The organism is Sphingobacterium gobiense, assembly GCF_002980575.1.
GTDB classification, from domain to species: Bacteria; Bacteroidota; Bacteroidia; order Sphingobacteriales; family Sphingobacteriaceae; genus Sphingobacterium; species Sphingobacterium gobiense.
The window spans coordinates 1,223,592-1,241,959 of sequence record NZ_PVBS01000002.1; the positions used below are offsets into that span (position 1 = coordinate 1,223,592).

Genomic DNA, 18,368 nt, shown 5'->3' on the forward strand with positions numbered 1-18,368 from the left:
TCGTTTCATCCAAAAATTGTGTCAAAAAAACCGATGATACCCGTGTAATCTAGCGGGTAAAAGGGTTGGTGTCCTAAGTGTTATTACCTATACTATCTCTTGATTTTTAGGGAAAAAAATCGTATTTTTGAATGTTAAACGATACTCATTTTAATTTAATTTCATGAGCGAAGAAAATAAGAATCGGTCAACGTACTCCGCCGATAACATACAGGTGTTAGAAGGTTTGGAAGCAGTACGTAAGAGACCTTCCATGTACATTGGTGATACGGGTATTAAGGGTTTACACCATTTAGTTTACGAGGTAGTTGATAACTCTATCGATGAAGCCGTAGCAGGGTATTGTTCGGATATCAACGTCATTATTCACAGCGATAATTCTATTTCTGTTAAAGATAATGGGCGCGGCATCCCGACGGGTATTAACAAGAAGGAGAATAAATCCGCCTTGGAATTGGTCATGACCGTGCTCCACGCTGGAGGTAAATTCGATAAAGATACGTATAAAGTATCCGGTGGTTTGCATGGTGTGGGGGTTTCTTGTGTGAACGCATTATCTACCCATTTATCTGCTGTCGTACATCGTGATGGAAAAATTTTCCAGCAGGAATATGAAAAGGGTAAACCACAGTATGATGTTAAGGAAATTGGTGAAAGTGATATCACAGGAACGATAGTTACTTTCCGTCCGGATCCCGAAATCTTTACCATGACAACCACGTATAATTATGATACGCTGGCAAATCGTTTGCGCGAGTTGGCGTTTCTAAATAAAGGCGTGCGCTTAGCATTGACTGACGAGCGGGAGATTAATGAGGATGGCACGCTTAAGTCAGATGAATTTTATTCTGAAGGCGGTTTGCGGGAATTTGTAAAGTTTCTAGACGGCACGCGGCAACCGCTTATTCCGGAGCCGATATACGTAGAGGGCATAAAGCAAGGTATACCCGTTGAGCTGTCCTTGCAATATAACGATACGTACGCGGAGAATGTCCATTCCTACGTCAATAACATCAACACCATCGAAGGTGGTACACACGTGGCAGGTTTCCGTCGAGGACTGACGCGTACGTTAAAGGCATATGCTGATAAATCAGGTTTGCTGAAAAATCTCAAAGTTGACATCACGGGTGATGACTTTCGCGAAGGCCTAACAGCTGTAGTGTCTGTTAAAGTGGCAGAACCGCAGTTTGAAGGGCAAACGAAAACAAAATTGGGAAATAACGAGGTGATGGGTGCCGTAGATGTGGCTGTAGGCGAGATTCTAGGGGTTTATTTGGAAGAAAATCCGAGAGAAGCCAAAACTATTGTGCAGAAAGTTATCATCGCTGCCCAAGCTCGTGCTGCAGCACGTAAAGCGCGCGAACTCGTGCAGCGTAAAACAGTTATGGGAGGTTCGGGACTTCCGGGAAAATTGGCCGACTGTTCGGATAACGATCCAACGAAATGTGAGATTTTCTTCGTTGAGGGAGACTCTGCAGGTGGAACAGCCAAGCAAGGACGTAATCGTCGTTTTCAAGCCATAATGCCATTGAGAGGTAAGATCCTAAACGTGGAAAAAGCCATGGAGCATAAGATTTATGAAAACGAAGAGATAAAAAATATGTTTACGGCGTTGGGCGTAAGTGTAGGAACAGCAGAAGATTCTAAAGCGCTTAACCTGGAAAAATTACGCTATCATAAAATCATTATCATGACGGATGCTGATGTGGATGGTTCGCACATTGCTACGTTAATATTGACTTTCTATTTTCGATATATGAAAGAACTGATAGAGAAAGGTTACGTATATATTGCAACGCCACCACTTTACCAAGTAAAAAAAGGTAAAGAATCGGAGTATGCTTGGAGCGAAGATCAACGTCTTGCAGCCATTCAACGTTTGAAAGGTGCTGGAAAGGAAGAGTCTGTGAGTGTACAACGGTATAAAGGTCTCGGAGAGATGAATGCGGAACAGCTGTGGCTGACTACAATGGATCCCGAGCATCGCACGTTACGTCAGGTTACTATCGAAAACGCTGCAGAATGTGATCGGATATTTTCTATGTTAATGGGAGATGAGGTCGCCCCACGTAGAGAGTTTATTGAAAAGAACGCCAAATATGCGAAGATCGATGTATAAATGTTGTCATAAACTTAACAAGTCCCATAAAAAAGCCCCGATTGGAAATCCAATCGGGGCTTTGCAATATGGAGAAATCTAAATTATTTAGATTTCTTTTCGTCGCCTTCCATTTGTTCTTTCAATTGAGCAAGAACGCCTAAATCACCTAAAGTAGATTTCTCAACAGAGTCTTTTACTTTTTTCACAGCTGAATTAGCGGCTTTTGCTTCTTTTTTACGATTGTTGAATTCTTCGATACGTGCTTCTGATTTTTTATCCTCCCAGATACGTGAGTGAGAAATAACCAAACGCTTGTTCTCTTTGTTGAATTCGATGATTTTGAACTCAGCAACTTCGTCAACTTTCAATGGGTTACCGTCTTCTTTAACAGAGTGTTTGTTAGGGCAGAAGCCTTCAACACCATATTGTAATGCAACGATATCACCTTTGTCACCCACTTTGATTACAGTACCTTCGTGGACAGAACCCTCTGTAAAGATAGTTTCAAAAGTATCCCAAGGGTTTTCTTCCAATTGTTTGTGACCTAGTGAAAGTTTACGGTTTTCTTCGTCAAGTTCCAAGACAACAACCTCTAGTGTTTCACCTACTTTGGTGAACTCGTTAGGGTGGTTGATTTTCTTAGACCAAGAAAGATCAGAGATATGGATCAATCCGTCAATACCGTCTTCCAACTCTACAAAAACGCCGAAGTTCGTCATGTTTTTAACAACAGCAGATTGTTTCGAACCGATTGGATAACGCTCTGTGATATCTTTCCATGGGTCAGGTGTCAATTGCTTGATACCTAGGCTCATTTTACGCTCTTCACGATCTAATGTTAAGATCTCAGCTTCAATTTCGTCTCCTACTTTCAAGAATTCTTGTGGAGAGCGTAGGTTTTGAGACCAAGACATTTCCGATACGTGAATTAAGCCTTCTACACCAGGAATAATTTCAAGGAATGCACCGTAATCTGCTACAGTAACGATTTTTCCTTTTACTTTAGAGCCTATAGCTAATTCTTTATCTAAAGATTCCCAAGGGTGCTCCGATAATTGTTTAAGACCTAAAGCGATACGTTTTTTCTCGTCGTCAAAGTCTAACACAACTACGTTGATAGTTTGGTCTAAAGCCAATACTTCTTTCGGATGCTCAATACGGCCCCAAGAGATGTCTGTAATGTGAAGCAAACCGTCAACACCACCTAAGTCGATAAATACACCGAAGTCCGTGATGTTTTTAACAGTACCTTCCAATACTTGTCCTTTTTCCAATTTAGCAACGATTTCAGTTTTTTGGTTTTCTAAATCGTCTTCGATCAATACTTTGTGTGATACAACAACGTTTTTAAATTCATGGTTGATTTTAACCACTTTGAATTCCATTGTTTTACCTACGTATATATCGTAATCACGAATAGGTTTAATATCGATTTGTGAACCAGGTAAGAACGCTTCCACACCTTTAATGTCTACAATTAAACCACCTTTAGTACGTGATTTAACGAAACCATCGATAATAGCATCGTTTTCCAATGCCTCATTGATAGCCTCCCACGATTTTTGTGTTTTAGCACGTTTGCGTGATAATACAAGTTGACCATTTGCGTCCTCTTGCGATTCTACAAATACGTCTACTTTATCACCAACTTTTAAGTCAGGTAAGTCGCGGAACTCAGATGATGCTACAAGACCGTCTGATTTGAAGCCTACGTTCAATACAACATCTTTGTTATTGATCGATACGACAGTACCTTCAATAATTTCACCTTGGTTGATTTGATTGAACGTTCCAGCGTACTGCTCTTCTAATTTAGCACGCTCTGTGTCACTGTAGTTACCGAACGCTTTTTCATCTAAATCCCAGTCGAAGTCTCCTTCTGGTGTACTCCATGCAGTAGATTTGATGTCGTCGATTAAGTTTGAATCTGCTTCAGACTCGATTTGTTCAGTGTCTTTCACTACTTTAGTGTCAGCACCTTGTAGCTCTGCGTTTTTCGCCGCTAACTCTTTTTCTGCTTCTTGTTTTTTTGCCATTAATTATTAATTCTCCTTTTCCCTGCGTTGCAGGGACTGCAAAGATACGAAAAACTTTTATTTACAATAGATTATATTTAAAAAATTGAATTTTAATACGTGCTTCATTCCGAGCGGAAATACGGTTCCATTTTTTTCTGGAAAATCTGAGGCGCACGGCACGGCTTATTCTTTTCCATATCGACAAAGACAAGTTGGGTATAACCCGTATTCAACAATATACCGTTTTGGTTGTATATTTCATACTCAAACTGGATGCGCACCACCGGTTTTTCTTTGATATAGGTTTTGATGGTTATCAAATCATCGTATCGCGCGGGCTGATAGTATTTGCATACCAAATCTGTAACAGGTAGCATAACGCCCAAGGCCTCCAATTCTTTGTAAGAAATGCCTGTGCTGCGTAACATTTCTGTACGGGCTACCTCATAAAATGCTGCATAATTTCCATAATACACATAGCCCATTTTGTCGGTCTCTGCATAGCGTATGCGCAATTTAGTTTCGTGTGTAAACATGTGCTGTTTCCTTATCTCATTATATTTCGTTCATTCAACGCACGTTGAAACTTTCGCGCGTTTACCAAGTGCTCTGCTTGTGTTCTTGCAAAATTATGGTAGCCCGAAAAATCATCTTTGGCACACATATAAATGTAATCATGTTGCTTATAATTAAGAACGGCATCGATGGATGCAATGCTGGGGAGCATAATGGGGCCGGGGGGCAATCCTTTATATCGATATGTATTATACGGATTGTCAATGGTGAGATGCCTATTGAGCACGCGCCGGATAGTAAAGTCGTTGTTTGCAAAAATCACCGTAGGATCCGCTTGCAATAACATTCCTTTTTTCAGACGGTTGAGATAAAGTCCTGCGATAGCCGGCATCTCGTCGGTATGTAACGCTTCACCCTTAACGATAGAAGCGAGAACGCTTACTTCTTGTGGTGTCAACTGGACCGCCGCTGCTTTTTCTTTGCGTTCAGAAGTCCAAAATTTATTGTATTCGTCATGAAAACGAGCAACGATTTTGTTCGGAGCTGTATTCCAATATATCTCATACGTGTTCGGTATAAACATCGTGAAGAAATTCGCTGCCGTAAACCCATATGACGTTGCGACCTCTTCATTATCGAGGATCGCTATAAACGCGGTGGAGTCCGCCTCGAAATTTTTTCCGAGCAGCGCAGCAAAATTCGCTTTAAGACGGATGTTTTCAAATCTAAACTTGACGGCCTCTTGGTAACCTCCTCTAAGATTTCCTATCAAGTGTCTGTTAGACATACCCTTCGTCAATTTATACCGTCCGGGTTTCACATTATCTGGATATTCCATTGTCTCTGCCACAAAACGAAAAAAAGCCGGATTCTTGGCGATTTGTTGTTCTGAAACCGTACGTACTACATCTTCGAATGTATCACCTGTCTTTACGTACAGATATTCTTGTTTGTCTGTAATACTCGGCCCCATAAAAACCTGGTAGCCTATCCACGCGGCTATAATACCCAAAATTAATAACAGAATGAATATAATGCTGAAAGCTTTTCGAAAACCTCTTTTTTTTTCTGTCATGGCTGTTTCTTTAATTCGCTAACGTTACGTGCACAGGACTGCCTAAGCTTATAAATCCTGAGGTACTATCAGGTTGTTGGGAGACGATTGTTGTAGACAGCGAATCAGTGACTGTTTCGGAATATGTGATATTACCTAAGTTCAATCCTACACCCGAAAGTGCAAATCGTGCTTCACTTAATGATAAACCAATAAGGTTAGGCACTTCTATATCATCTGCCCCTTGTCCGTTACCCAATACAATCGTTATCTGAGAGCCTTTTGGGATAAGTCGTCCGGCTTTCAACGGTTGACCGCCAAACTTGACATCCAAGACAACATCCCGTGCAATATCAGCAATATATACGGTGTCGGCGACTTTAAGCGATTGGTTTCTCAAAATAGCTGATGCTTCAATCCACGTCTTGTCTATAATGTCGGGGAAGGCTACCTCTGGTGGTGTCTCGGTGATAATTGTCAAATAAATCGTTCTTCCCGTTTTTACATGTGATTTGGCATCAGGATCTTGCTCGATGACCAGACCAGGCTTTGCATCCATTTGATAAACATAATCAATCGAATAGGCTAAATCTGCTTTGTCCAAGGCCTTTGTTGCATCTCCGATATGCAAGCCCTCGACTTGTGGCACTTCAATTGAAACGCCATGTTTAGTATACCATTTGAGTCCGAAATAAATACCCAAAAATAGGAGAGCAAATGCTATCAACGCACCAATTAAATTTTTTCTAAACGTATCTGTTCTCAGATACAATAATAGTTTCGACATGTATTGTTCCTATAAAATTAAAGTACATTTTACCACGCACTGAACTTTCACTATAATAGACAAAATTATTCTTTTTTCCCCGTAACACAAGTTATATTTGTTTTTATGAAAACAAAAGTGGCTTTAATTACCGGCGGATATACCGGAGAGGCGGAGGTTTCTTTCAAGAGTGCCGCATTTGTACAAGAGAAACTTGACAAGGAGAAATACGATATATACCCTATAACAATCACATTAGATCGTTGGTTTCACGTAACAGAGACGGGTATCAAAATACCCATAAATAGAGAGGATTTTTCATTGGATATCCAGGGAGATATCGTAACATTTGATGTCGCCTTTATCATCTTACATGGGGCGCCGGGGGAGGACGGTCGCTTGCAAGGCTACCTGGATATGATTGGTCTACCCTATACTTCCTGTGACGCATTGACTTCAGCCCTGACGATGAATAAAGGATATACAAAAGCCGTTATATCGGATATTGTTAATCTCTACGTAGCAAAATCTGTTTTATTATTTGAAACAAATCGGAGGGAAGCTGTCGCTATGGTACAGCAAAACCTGACCTTACCTTATTTTGTAAAGCCCAATGCAGGTGGAAGCAGCATAGGCATGTCGAAAGTGAAGGAATCATCTGCGTTACAGTCCGCATTGGATAGCGCTTTTGACGCAGCAAACACAGGTTGTCAGGTTCTTGTCGAAGAATTTGTGACAGGACGTGAATTTTCGCAGGGTATTTTTCGAAATGCAAAAGGGGAGTTGGTGGTATTGCCTGCCACGGAGGTTCGCACCACACGCGAGTTTTTTGATTTTGAAGCAAAGTATGTGGCTGGATTAACAGAAGAAATCACACCGGCTGACTTAACAGCGGAGCAGAAAGAGCGCGCTTCCCAGATTATCCAGGATATCTATGTCCGTTTAAATTGCAAGGGTATGGTGCGTGTCGACTTCTTTTTTGAAAAGGATACGGATAAGTTTTACTTTATCGAAATCAATACTATCCCCGGGCAGACGCCGCAAAGTTTTATCCCACAGCAAGTCCGGGCTTTAGGTATGAAAGAAGGCGATTTTTATGCGGAGTTAATTGAAGCGGCTATATCGCCCGCTCCCAAGCCTCAAAGGTAAAATCATAGGCATGGCGCTCATCCCGTGCATGTCTGTCTTCACTGACCTTTTTCCATTCGTCCGTTGGAAGTTCGGGGAAGAAGGCATCTCCATCTAACGTGGTATGTACGCGCGTTAATAATACTTTTTGGGCGAGCGGAAGTGCTTGTTTATAAATCTTCGCACCACCGATGATAAAAATTTCTCTTTCGTCGCGACAGTACGTGAGCACCTCAGCAAGTGAGTTGGCCACATCAACATCTTCCGCCAACCAATTTAAATCTTTCGTCAGCACAATGTTACGTCGTTGTGGCAGTGGCTTTCCTATGGATTCATACGTTTTTCGGCCCATGACAACAGAATGGTCTAACGTATGCTGTTTGAAATATTTAAAATCATCTGGGAGATGCCACAACATCTGATTGTTTTTACCAATGGCATTATTCTCTGCTGCAGCTACAATTAGTGTTATTTTTAGATCATTCATCACTTATGGTTCTTCACGCGGCCCCTATACGGCTACTGGTGCTTTGATATGAGGATGAAACGCGTAATTTTGCAGTTCAAAATCTTCAAACTTAAAATCGAAAATATTTTTTACATCCGGATTTATTTTCATGGTAGGCAGCGGCTTCGGTTCCCGGCTTAGCTGCAACTCCGTTTGTTCGAAATGATTACTGTATATATGGGCGTCTCCTAATGTGTGGACGAAATCACCAACTTCCATGTCACATACTTGGGCAACCATCATGGTCAATAAAGCGTATGATGCAATATTGAAAGGTACACCCAAGAAGATATCTGCACTTCGTTGGTAAAGTTGACACGAAAGCTGTGGCTTCAGTATGCCTTTTTCAGGTTGAGCTGGTGCAACATAGAATTGGAAAAAAGCATGGCAGGGTGGCAACGCCATGTTTCCTATTTCTGCAACATTCCACGCAGACACGATAATCCGACGAGAGTCAGGTGATTTTTTTAGTTGTTCGATGACCTGTGTTATCTGGTCGATATGGCGACCATCCGGTGTTGGCCAAGAGCGCCATTGCGAACCATAGACAGGTCCTAAATTGCCATTTTCATCTGCCCATTCATCCCAAATACTTACTCCGTTCTCTTTTAAATATTTGATATTTGTATCGCCTTGTAAGAACCAGATCAATTCGTGTATGATAGAGCGAAGATGCAATTTTTTTGTGGTGACCAGCGGAAATCCATCTTTTAGATTGAATCGCATCTGGTAACCAAATACACTGCGTGTTCCCGTACCCGTACGATCCGTTTTATCGACCCCATTTTCATAAACATGCTTCAGTAAATCCAGATATTGTTTCATATGACCACGAAGATAGGTGTTTTTCTTCATTTTTTTCTTGATAAAAAAACGAAGCAAAAAAATCAAGACTGAGCACGTTTCCACTATCTTTACTTGTCTATTCCGAAACAGAATGGAACTCGCTGGACTCAGACAACATTCTGTTTTAACGGAATAGTCTGCGCAAAGATGACCGTGGAAAAGCGCAAGGTCGCTTTAGGCTACGCCATTGCACCATCCCTCTTTAACACAAAAAGTCGCATCCAAATGTTTTACAACTGCACAAACTTACTTCAGCACTATCCCATATGTAAAACATTTGAAGGGACGCTTTTTTGGTTCTTTTTTCTAAAAAAAGAACAATATATTTTTTAGTAACTTTGCAAAATTGTCATGAACAAAAAAGTAGCTTTTTATACGTTAGGATGTAAACTGAATTATTCAGAAACATCGTCTATCGGCCGGATTTTCAAAGAAGCAGGCTATGAAACCACTCCGTTTAATAGCCAGGCAGATGTCTATGTTATCAATACCTGTTCGGTAACCGATCATGCGGATAAAAAGTGTCGTAAGGTCGTGAAAGAAGCCTTGAAGCATTCTCCAAATGCCTATATAACGATTGTAGGATGCTATGCTCAGTTGAAACCGCGAGAGATAGCTGAAATCCCTGGCGTGGATATGGTATTGGGAGCTGCGGAAAAGTTTAATATTATCGAACATATTAACGACCTAACAAAGCAAGAAAAAGCTGTTGTGCATAATGCTCCCATAGACGAGACGCATCAGTTTGTTTCTGCTTATTCCATAGGCGATCGCACGCGAACCTTTCTGAAAGTACAAGATGGCTGTGACTACTCCTGTACATTCTGTACGATTCCGCTGGCACGTGGAGCGAGTCGTTCGGGTAAGATTGAAGATATTGTGCAACAAGCCGAAGATATTGCAGCTTCGGGCGTCAAAGAAATTGTGCTGACGGGTGTTAATATTGGCGACTATGGCATACGTGACGGGAAGCGACAGGATCGTTTCTTAGATTTAGTGAAAGCCTTGGATAAGGTCGCCGGCATAGACCGTATACGTATTTCGTCTATTGAACCGAACCTGTTAGCGAATGAAATCATAGAATTTGTAGCACAATCTAAAAGATTTGTACCTCATTTCCATATGCCGCTACAATCGGGTAGTAATAAAGTATTGGGAAAAATGCGTCGACGCTATAAACGTGAGCTTTATGCGGAGCGGGTCGCGAAGATCAAATCGTTGATGCCAGACTGTTGTATAGGTGTCGATGTTATTGTGGGATTCCCAGGCGAGACACGGGAGGATTTTCTAGATACCTATAATTTCTTGAACGAGATGGACATCTCTTATTTGCATGTCTTTACCTATTCAGAAAGAGAAAATACAATTGCCGCACAAATGGAAGGTGCTGTTCCCGGAGCGCAGCGAAGTGACAGAAGCAAAATGTTACATATCCTCTCAGAGAAAAAGCGACGGGCGTTTTATGAAAAACAGCTAGGTAAAATTGGAGAAGTACTATTCGAGAGTGATGTTAAAGATGGTTATATGCACGGCTTCTCTAAAAACTATGTGAAAGTACGCTCGTTATATGACCCGCTATTGGTCAACGAAATTGTGTCGGTCAAATTCACGGCTATCACGGATCAATGCGAAGTGGAGATAGAAGAGCTGCCTGAGCTATTAATGCATTCATAAGATTGCTTAGCGCTTGCGGACATTAAGCATAATAACCACCACCAATATACCGGCTACGCCTATAAATTGCCCTATCGACACGTGTTCCTTTAATACGACGTAGGACATACATACCGCGACAGGTAATTCAATGTAACTCAGGATATTTCCGAGCGATACACCTGTTTTTGGGATTCCGTATGAGAATAAGAGCGGGGGGAGGACTGTCCCGAAAAAGGAAAGCAACAATCCATAACGCCACAAGGAAGAAAAAACCGATGTGGTAAAAAGGGTAAATGGTTGCAACAGAATAAATACTAAGAGAAAAGCCCCGACAATCATGTAGGCGCTTTTTTGAAGGGGTGAGTGGTCATTGCCAACACGCCCACTGACGATAATAAATAGGGCATAGGCAGTAGCTGCGAGCAGCCCGTAGCCAATACCTACAGCACTAATCGATTTGAAGTCATGCTCTAATAAACCGGTCGCAAGAATGGTGCTTCCTAAGATGGCAGCGATACCTATGGCATGTCGTCGCGTGAGTCGTGTTTTAAAGAAAATAAATTCGATCAGTTGGCCAATCCAAATATATTGCATCAAAAGAATAATGGCTAAGGAGGCTGGAACAAGCTGTACGCTTTTATAGTATAAAATACTGACTGCGCCGGTAGATAACCCACTGACGATGATGTGCCATTTGGGCGAACCAGCAGGGTATCTTGAAAAATAGCCTTTTTTCGCGATAGATATTATGGCGATGAGCCCCCATAAGAGCGACATACCGAAAAGCGCTTGAATCCCTGTTACCTCTCCCAACGTAAAGCCTTGGGCGTAGGCTTTTTTAACAAAGGTCGATAATATGCCGAAACTGGCAGCACCTAAAACAACCGCAATAATACCTTTTATTCGTTCCCTGTCCATTCTGGCGAGCAAGATACAAAATCAGGGCAATTCCAGCACATAGCAATATTGCTAAAATAATGATTGATGCTTACTTTTGTTGCATGCAGTACCGATCATATAAGTACCTCGCGCTGATATCGTGGGTTATGGCAGTTTTGATATTGGCATCTTGTGGATCCAGAAGAAAGACACGCTACGGAAGCCATCCTCGTCACGGAACCTCCAGTACCAGTAGAACTATTCCTACAGATGCGAGTGACGCCCGAAATAAGTCGTTATCTGGTTCTGGAATAGATAATTATGCTGCGATACTCGGTGTTTCTGCCCGAGAGTTGAATAACAAATCGCTTTATGCTTTCATTGATAAATGGCTAGGGAGTCCACATCGCCTCGGCGGCGCGCAACCATCTGGAATAGACTGTTCTGGTTTTGTCGGAATTTTGTACCGCGAAGTGTATGGTAAAGACTTACCTCGTACTTCACGAGATATGGGCGATCAAGTGAAAAGGAAATACGAAAAACAGTTACGAGAAGGTGATTTGGTATTCTTTTCCTTCGGAGGAAGGAACATAGACCACGTCGGCGTATATCTGCATAATAATAAATTCGTGCACGTGTCAACGAGAAGAGGGGTCATTATTTCCGATATTAAAGACAGTTGGTACTACAAATACTTTGTACGCGCCGGTACGCCGAAAATCTAACATTTAAATTACAAAATCAGTCTAATAAGACAGGCCTGTTCATATTAAGTTCCATGGTAATGTGTATTTTTGCGACAAATTGATTTGTCATGAGTAAAAGAGCGAAGACCATCTTTTTGGGACTATGTATCATCGGTTCGTTTTTTATCTATTGTGTTTATTATTATTCCAATATGATAAAGAATGCACCATTCCGGTATTCAGACTTTGAATACGTTGCTATCCAGTATGGTTCACGGGATTCGATGCTGAATAGCTACAATTCAGCAACGCAAGATTACCAATACCTTAATCGCGAAAATGAAATCGTCAAAAAGAAATTGAAGCTGACGAGTGATGATTTACTTTTTCTACACCGAAAAGCAATGGAAATGGGGTTTTGGAATGTGGAAGACGATATGACAACACCAAGAACGGATTCCATTAAAGAACGTGTTGTACCGCGTTACATCCTTGAGTTTAAGTATAAGGAAAAAGGAAAAACGGTTACAATGGACGCGGATTATCCCGGAAATCAGAAAATGATGGATGCTGCTAAAACGACAATAGAGACAGTTTTGGAGCGGATAAATATCGCGAATGCGCGTTAAAAATATAATATTTCTTTTAACATAATGCTAATCATTACTTCATATGAATACTAGACCTTTGTGATGAGTAATTTTTGTTCGTCATTAATGTTTAATTAATGGTTAGTTAGTGTTTATGTTAAGGCTTGTTGTGAAATATGCCAAAAAGCAAGAGGTTGTCCAATTGAAAGGGCAACCTTTTTACTTTTCATATATGTGATAATTGCTACTTCGCTGCTGCCTTTTTGTTTGCTGCTATAAAATCTCCTTCTGAAATTAGATAGCGTAAATCATCGGATGCCGGAAGCTCAAATACTTCAAGGTGAAAGTATTTTATCGCGGCGAATAAATGATCAAATAAATCGGACATCGTATTTTCGAAGAATGCCCATTCGGTACCATTCGTAAACATATATAGTTCGAGCGGCAAACCATGCTCGTTTGGTGCCAGCTGACGTACCATAAATGTTAACCCTTTATGAATATCTGGGTTATGTCTCGCATAGGCGCTGATATACGCTCGAAATAGCCCCACATTCGTCATTCGTCTACCATTTACCAACATCGAGTCATCCGCGCCAGTGCGTTGATTGTAGGCCCGGATCTCTTCTTCTCGCGTTGCAATATAAGGTGCTAGCAGTTGGATCTTTTTTAGTACTGCAATTTCATCATCGGTAAGATATCGGATAGAGGAAATCTTAATGTGTATAGCGCGTTTAATACGTCGACCTCCCGAATCCTGCATGCCACGGTAATTTTTAAAGGCATCACTGAGAAGTGTATAGGTCGGCACCGAAATAACTGTCTTGTCAAAATTCTGTACCTTGACCTTGTTCAGGTTAATTTCCAATACATCACCATCTACTCCGTATTTAGGCATTTCAATCCAATCTCCCACACGTACCGAATCATTAGCCGATACCTGTATACTGGCTACAAAGCCGAGAATGGTGTCCTTAAACACCAGCATCAAAATTGCGGAGGCCGCCCCGAGCGAAACGAGAAATTGCCACGGTGAATTGCCGGTCAAAACAGAAAATATAAGCGTGCCGATAACAAAAATGAAAAATATCTGTGTAACCTGTAAGTAGCTATCCAGCGGTTTATCCACAAATGCCTTTGACAAACGCAGGATATCCCGTCCGGTTTTTAACAGGCTATTGATGAGCATATAGAAAGAAAGTATGACCAGGATACTGAGGAATTTGTTAAGACCGGCCGTGAAATTGGGAAACCCTATAAAAATAAAAGGGATCATCTGTTGGGCGACAATAATCAAAATAAGATGACTGAGGTGATTCAGCGATTTGTTCCGAATTAAAAGGTCGTCCCATTTCGTTTTAGTATTCGTGATAATTTTGGTGAGGATAGTATTAAAGATAGCACTGATGACCATATCTAGGATATAGAGTATCAAGAAAGCGACAATAAGCAGACCAGCGGACGTAACGATATGTGCCAACCGATCCGATAATCCGGTTTGCTCGATGAGGTTTAACGTCCAATCATATAGTGCACCAGTTTGTTTTGAAGTTATATCAAGCATGTCTACGTTGTTCATATTCAGCGAACAAATGTACAGAAAAATGCGCGAAAATCAGCTTGTTGAACGCTCGTGTTTATGCTTGAACAAAAAGTTGAACAAGATAGCGACTATCAATGTATAACCGGCAAAAGCTAGCCATATATGACGCCAATCCTTCAGTAACACATTTTCACTTAGCAGGCCGTTAGGTAGTATTGATATCCTGCGTGACGATATAAATTCGAGTAAAGTTTTATTGGAAGTTTCTGTTTGGAGGTAAGCTGCCAATGCTTCCAATGATGAAAATTGTAGTGTAAAGTATTGGTCTATCATCCAGCCAGAGATTAAGCTGCCTAATATCGCTCCAAAACCATTCGTCATCATCATAAAGAGACCTTGTGCAGCGCTACGGATATGCGCCATTGTAGACTTTTCCACAAATAAAGATCCCGAAATGTTGAAAAAATCAAATGCCATTCCATACACGATACAAGAGAGGATAATCATCCATAAGCCCGCTTGAGGATCACCGAATGCAAATAATCCAAATCGAGCTACCCACGCCCACATGGCGATGAGCATCACCGTTTTGATGCCAAATCGTTTCAAAAAAAAGGGAATAGCTAAGATGAAGAGCGTTTCGGAAATTTGTGAAATGGACATGATGAGCGTAGAATACTTAATAGCGAAAGAATCGGCATATTTTGGGAAAAATTTGAATTCATCCAAAAATACGTCGCCATAAGCATTCGTTAATTGTAAAGCACCTCCCAAAAACATACAGAAGATGAAAAAAACAGCCATCTTGTAGTTTGCAAACAGCTTAAACGAATCTAGTCCGAGTATTTTCGCCCACGATTGCTTCTCTTGGGATTGATGGTATTTAGGTGGACACTTAGGGAGCGTCAAAGCGTAGAGGCCTAATCCCATTGCAGCAATTCCAGCGATGTAAAACTGATACGCTGTCGCTTTGTTACCCGTTAGATTCACCGCCCACATCGCAGCTATAAAACCTATTGTGCCCCATACCCGTATAGGTGGGAAAACCTTGACCACGTCATACCCGCTTGCCACAAGTGTAGTATAAGAAATGGAATTTGATAGTGCGAGTGTGGGCATATAGAAGCACATGGCCAATAGCATAACATAGAAAAATGTCTGCGGGTTATCGACCTGGGGAAGATAAAAAAGTGTCAATGCATACAGCACGTGTAACAAGCTATATAGTTTTTCTGCGTTTATCCACCGGTCGGCTAGGATGCCCATCAGGGTAGGCATAAAGATGGATGCGATACCCATCGTCGAAAAAATAGCGCCAAATTGGGTGCCATCCCATTCTTTGGTGCCAAACCAATAATTGGCGATAGTAATTAACCAAGCTCCCCAAACAAAAAATTGGAAGAAGCTTACAATGGTCAACCGAAATTTAATAGGCATAAAAACGTTTATGTCGTTAGATAGTTACGTAGTTAAATTACCCGTTTTTTCGTCTGTCAATTTCGTCTCGTATTTTTGCCGCTGTCTCATACTGTTCTGCTTCGATTGCTTTCTTAAGATTCATCTCAAGCTGTTCGTTGCTCATCGTACGATAGGGTGACGTTGGCGCATTTTCTTTTTCGGTTGATGCAGCACTCGTCATTGTGTTTTCTTTGGGGAGCCCCTCCAAATTCTCTAAAAAAGCGAAATCGTTGCTTTCAATAACAATACCGGCCGCATCCATAATAAAATCGTATACATATATGGGTGCACTAAAACGTACCGCTAACGCAACCGCATCGGAAGTCCGAGAGTCGATATCGAAAGTTTTATCACCGTTAGAGCAGACCAGCTTTGCGAAGAAAATGCCATCTACGAGGTTATATATTAGGACTTCCTGAATATTGATTTGAAAATTGTCAGCAAAAGTTTTGAAGAGATCATGCGTTAAGGGGCGGCTCGGCTGCATTTTTTCGATTTCTACGGCAATAGCCTGCGCTTCGAATCCACCAATGATAATAGGCAACCGTCGATTACCCCCCATCTCCCCTAGAACCAGTGCGTAAGCACCAGATTGTGTTTGACTGTACGACAACCCAACGATATCTAATTTGATTTTCTTCATTCTTAATGCCTAAACTATATACAAATATGTAAATATTCGGGACAAAATAAAAATGATCGGGTGTAATCTATTACAACCCGACCATTTCACTTTGTTTCAATTGTTTGTTTAGTGATTCTTATATGCTTTGAAAGCATCGATGAGTTTAGGGACAATATCAAATGCATCCCCCACGATGCCGTAATCGGCAACTTTAAAAAAAGGTGCTTCGGGATCATTATTAATCACAACGATAGTTTTAGATGAACTAACACCAGCAAGGTGCTGAATCGCCCCGGATATACCAATAGCAATATATAAGTTTGGACTTACCGCTAACCCTGTCTGTCCTACATGTTCCTCATGTGGGCGCCAACCCGCGTCGGATACCGGTTTAGAGCAAGCTGTAGCCGCACCCAACACGTCGGCTAATTCCTCTATCATTCTCCAGTTTTCAGGACCCTTTAAACCCCGGCCAGCAGATACAACAATATTGGCTTCAGGCAATGGTATTTTGTCTGTGGCTTGCACAATATCTTTGATTATCGTAGATAAATCAGTCGCTGAAACCGATGGTTGGAAGGTTTCGATTTCGACTGTTGTCTGTGCTTCCGTGGCCTCCATGGTGTTTGGTGTCAAAGCGATAACTTTGACAGGAGCCGTGAGCTCCTGCGTCGCGATAGCTTTGCCGGAGAATGCAGACTTTTTAATTTCCCAAGTATCACCTTTGATCGTGGGAAGTGTAATCGCGCCGTCTGCAAGCGCGGCGTCCAATTTAACTGCAACGCGTGGAGCTAGTCCTTTTCCGCTGAAGGAATTAGACAGCACGATGGTTGTTGCCTGTATATTTTTTGCTACCTCTGCGATAACAGCGGCATACGCTTGGTTGACGAATTGATGCAGTTGTTCGGTATTCACTTCTACCACTTTGCTTACCCCATAACGACCGATATGCTGTAAGGATACAGGATCGACCTTTCCGATACTAAGTGCGTGTACGGGCTGACCGGTCAAGTCTCCGATAGCTTTTGCATAGGAAACCGCCTCGTATCCAGACTTTTTAAATGCTCCCGCTGTGTTTTCGATATATACTAAGATTGCCATAATAAGCGCTTTAATGAAGGTTTATATAACTTTTGCCTCGCTGTGCAACAACTCAACCAGCTGCGCGATGTCGTCCTTGTCAACAAGTTTGACGTTACCCCGAGGAGGAGGCGTGTCATAGTGGGTTATTTGAGATAGTGCAGGTACATCAACGGCCGCTATAATTTCAAGCGGTTTTGATCGAGCACTCATAATTCCGCGCATATTCGGAATTTTGGGTTCAGCCACTCCTTCCGCTGTCCCAACCACCACAGGTAACGGAACCTGCACGACTTCTTTACCACCCTCTATTTCACGTTCTACCGTCGCGCTCATATCATTGATGTCTAGCTTTTTAGCAATCGATATAGAGGGTATGTTCAACAGTTCGGCTATATATCCCTGCACGAGACTACCATTAAAATCTATGGACTCGCGTCCTGTCAAAATCAGGTCAAAGTCCTGTGTTTTGGCGTAAGAAGCGATTTGATTAGCGACAAACCAAGCATCGCGCGGACGTGCGTCTACGCGGACGGCGTCATCTGCGCCGATTGCTAAAGCTTTTCTGATAGTAGGGTCAGCCGCAGCTTCCCCAACATGGATAACCGTTATAGTACCCTGACCATTGCCGGCAAGTTCAACAGCCCTCGCCAAAGCAATCTCATCATAGGGGTTGATAATGTATTGGATTCCAGTGGTATTGAGTGCCGTATTATTATCCGTAAAAGTAATTTTGGATGTTGTATCGGGTACATTGCTTATACATACAAGTATCTTCATTGGAGTATCTTTTTTAGCCTTAACACAAACCTATCAATTTCAATGACTAAAAACAAGATGTCAAATTGTATTAGCCGTCAGTAAATTGTCATTTTTGTATGCTAGCATAGTATTTTGATTCGAATATCTTT

General features: G+C 41.6%; 17 protein-coding genes. 5 read left to right on the forward strand and 12 right to left on the reverse strand.

Going from position 1 to position 18,368, the window contains the following annotated elements; all coding sequences use genetic code 11:
* Window positions 1-163: 163 nt before the first annotated feature.
* Entirely contained in the window at window positions 164-2,122 is a 1,959-nt protein-coding gene (gene gyrB, locus C5749_RS13920) for a DNA topoisomerase (ATP-hydrolyzing) subunit B (protein WP_105726755.1), read from the forward strand.
* Window positions 2,123-2,205: 83 nt separating this feature from the next.
* Here the strand turns inward: gyrB and rpsA are convergent, their stop codons facing one another.
* The 4 genes from rpsA to C5749_RS13940 form a co-directional block, all read right to left on the reverse strand.
* Window positions 2,206-4,140 carry a 30S ribosomal protein S1 gene (gene rpsA, locus C5749_RS13925; protein WP_105726756.1) on the reverse strand — a complete coding sequence of 645 codons (1,935 nt, stop codon included), beginning with the start codon at window positions 4,138-4,140 and terminating at the stop codon, window positions 2,206-2,208.
* A 104-nt stretch (window positions 4,141-4,244) separates the two neighbouring features.
* Window positions 4,245-4,658 carry an acyl-CoA thioesterase gene (locus C5749_RS13930; protein WP_105726757.1) on the reverse strand — a complete coding sequence of 138 codons (414 nt, stop codon included), beginning with the start codon at window positions 4,656-4,658 and terminating at the stop codon, window positions 4,245-4,247.
* Window positions 4,659-4,669: 11 nt separating this feature from the next.
* Window positions 4,670-5,713, reverse strand: coding sequence for an endolytic transglycosylase MltG (gene mltG, locus C5749_RS13935; protein WP_105726758.1), 1,044 nt, complete (start codon window positions 5,711-5,713; stop codon window positions 4,670-4,672).
* Window positions 5,714-5,723: 10 nt separating this feature from the next.
* Window positions 5,724-6,479 (reverse strand): PASTA domain-containing protein, encoded by a 756-nt coding sequence (locus C5749_RS13940; RefSeq protein ID WP_105726759.1) that lies wholly within the window; start codon window positions 6,477-6,479, stop codon window positions 5,724-5,726.
* Window positions 6,480-6,584: 105 nt separating this feature from the next.
* On the opposite strand from C5749_RS13940, the gene C5749_RS13945 reads away from it, so the two are divergent.
* Window positions 6,585-7,607, forward strand: a complete 1,023-nt coding sequence (locus tag C5749_RS13945) for a D-alanine--D-alanine ligase (protein WP_105726760.1) — start codon at window positions 6,585-6,587, stop codon at window positions 7,605-7,607.
* Here the strand turns inward: C5749_RS13945 and C5749_RS13950 are convergent.
* Window positions 7,576-8,073, reverse strand: a complete 498-nt coding sequence (locus C5749_RS13950) for a dihydrofolate reductase (RefSeq protein ID WP_105726761.1) — start codon at window positions 8,071-8,073, stop codon at window positions 7,576-7,578. The genes C5749_RS13945 and C5749_RS13950 overlap by 32 nt on opposite strands.
* 24 nt (window positions 8,074-8,097) lie before the next feature.
* A complete protein-coding gene (locus tag C5749_RS13955; RefSeq protein WP_105727059.1) occupies window positions 8,098-8,919 on the reverse strand; it encodes a thymidylate synthase in 822 nt (273 codons plus the stop codon).
* Between the two features lie 372 nt (window positions 8,920-9,291).
* On the opposite strand from C5749_RS13955, the gene mtaB reads away from it, so the two are divergent.
* Complete coding sequence (gene mtaB / locus C5749_RS13965; protein WP_105726763.1) at window positions 9,292-10,614, forward strand: tRNA (N(6)-L-threonylcarbamoyladenosine(37)-C(2))-methylthiotransferase MtaB; 1,323 nt, start codon at window positions 9,292-9,294, stop codon at window positions 10,612-10,614.
* A gap of 6 nt (window positions 10,615-10,620) precedes the next feature.
* Here mtaB and C5749_RS13970 read toward each other — a convergent pair whose 3' ends face one another.
* Window positions 10,621-11,514: a DMT family transporter gene (locus C5749_RS13970; protein ID WP_105726764.1), complete on the reverse strand. Its 894-nt coding sequence runs from the start codon at window positions 11,512-11,514 to the stop codon at window positions 10,621-10,623.
* A 128-nt stretch (window positions 11,515-11,642) separates the two neighbouring features.
* On the opposite strand from C5749_RS13970, the gene C5749_RS13975 reads away from it, so the two are divergent.
* Both C5749_RS13975 and C5749_RS13980 read left to right on the forward strand, forming a co-directional pair.
* Window positions 11,643-12,200: a C40 family peptidase gene (locus tag C5749_RS13975; protein WP_105727060.1), complete on the forward strand. Its 558-nt coding sequence runs from the start codon at window positions 11,643-11,645 to the stop codon at window positions 12,198-12,200.
* An 89-nt stretch (window positions 12,201-12,289) separates the two neighbouring features.
* The gene (locus tag C5749_RS13980) at window positions 12,290-12,790 is read left to right on the forward strand and encodes a hypothetical protein (RefSeq protein WP_245893782.1); all 501 of its coding nucleotides are present in this window, start codon (window positions 12,290-12,292) and stop codon (window positions 12,788-12,790) included.
* A gap of 205 nt (window positions 12,791-12,995) precedes the next feature.
* Here the strand turns inward: C5749_RS13980 and C5749_RS13985 are convergent, their stop codons facing one another.
* The 5 genes from C5749_RS13985 to C5749_RS14005 form a co-directional block, all read right to left on the reverse strand.
* Complete coding sequence (locus C5749_RS13985; protein WP_105726765.1) at window positions 12,996-14,330, reverse strand: mechanosensitive ion channel family protein; 1,335 nt, start codon at window positions 14,328-14,330, stop codon at window positions 12,996-12,998.
* Between the two features lie 36 nt (window positions 14,331-14,366).
* On the reverse strand, window positions 14,367-15,731 hold the full coding sequence (locus C5749_RS13990) for a nucleoside permease (protein ID WP_105726766.1): 1,365 nt from the start codon (window positions 15,729-15,731) through the stop codon (window positions 14,367-14,369).
* Window positions 15,732-15,768: 37 nt separating this feature from the next.
* Complete coding sequence (locus C5749_RS13995) at window positions 15,769-16,395, reverse strand: bifunctional nuclease family protein (protein WP_105726767.1); 627 nt, start codon at window positions 16,393-16,395, stop codon at window positions 15,769-15,771.
* A gap of 108 nt (window positions 16,396-16,503) precedes the next feature.
* A complete protein-coding gene (locus C5749_RS14000; protein WP_105726768.1) occupies window positions 16,504-17,478 on the reverse strand; it encodes an electron transfer flavoprotein subunit alpha/FixB family protein in 975 nt (324 codons plus the stop codon).
* 21 nt (window positions 17,479-17,499) lie between these two features.
* Window positions 17,500-18,237: an electron transfer flavoprotein subunit beta/FixA family protein gene (locus C5749_RS14005; RefSeq protein ID WP_105726769.1), complete on the reverse strand. Its 738-nt coding sequence runs from the start codon at window positions 18,235-18,237 to the stop codon at window positions 17,500-17,502.
* Window positions 18,238-18,368 lie beyond the last annotated feature (131 nt).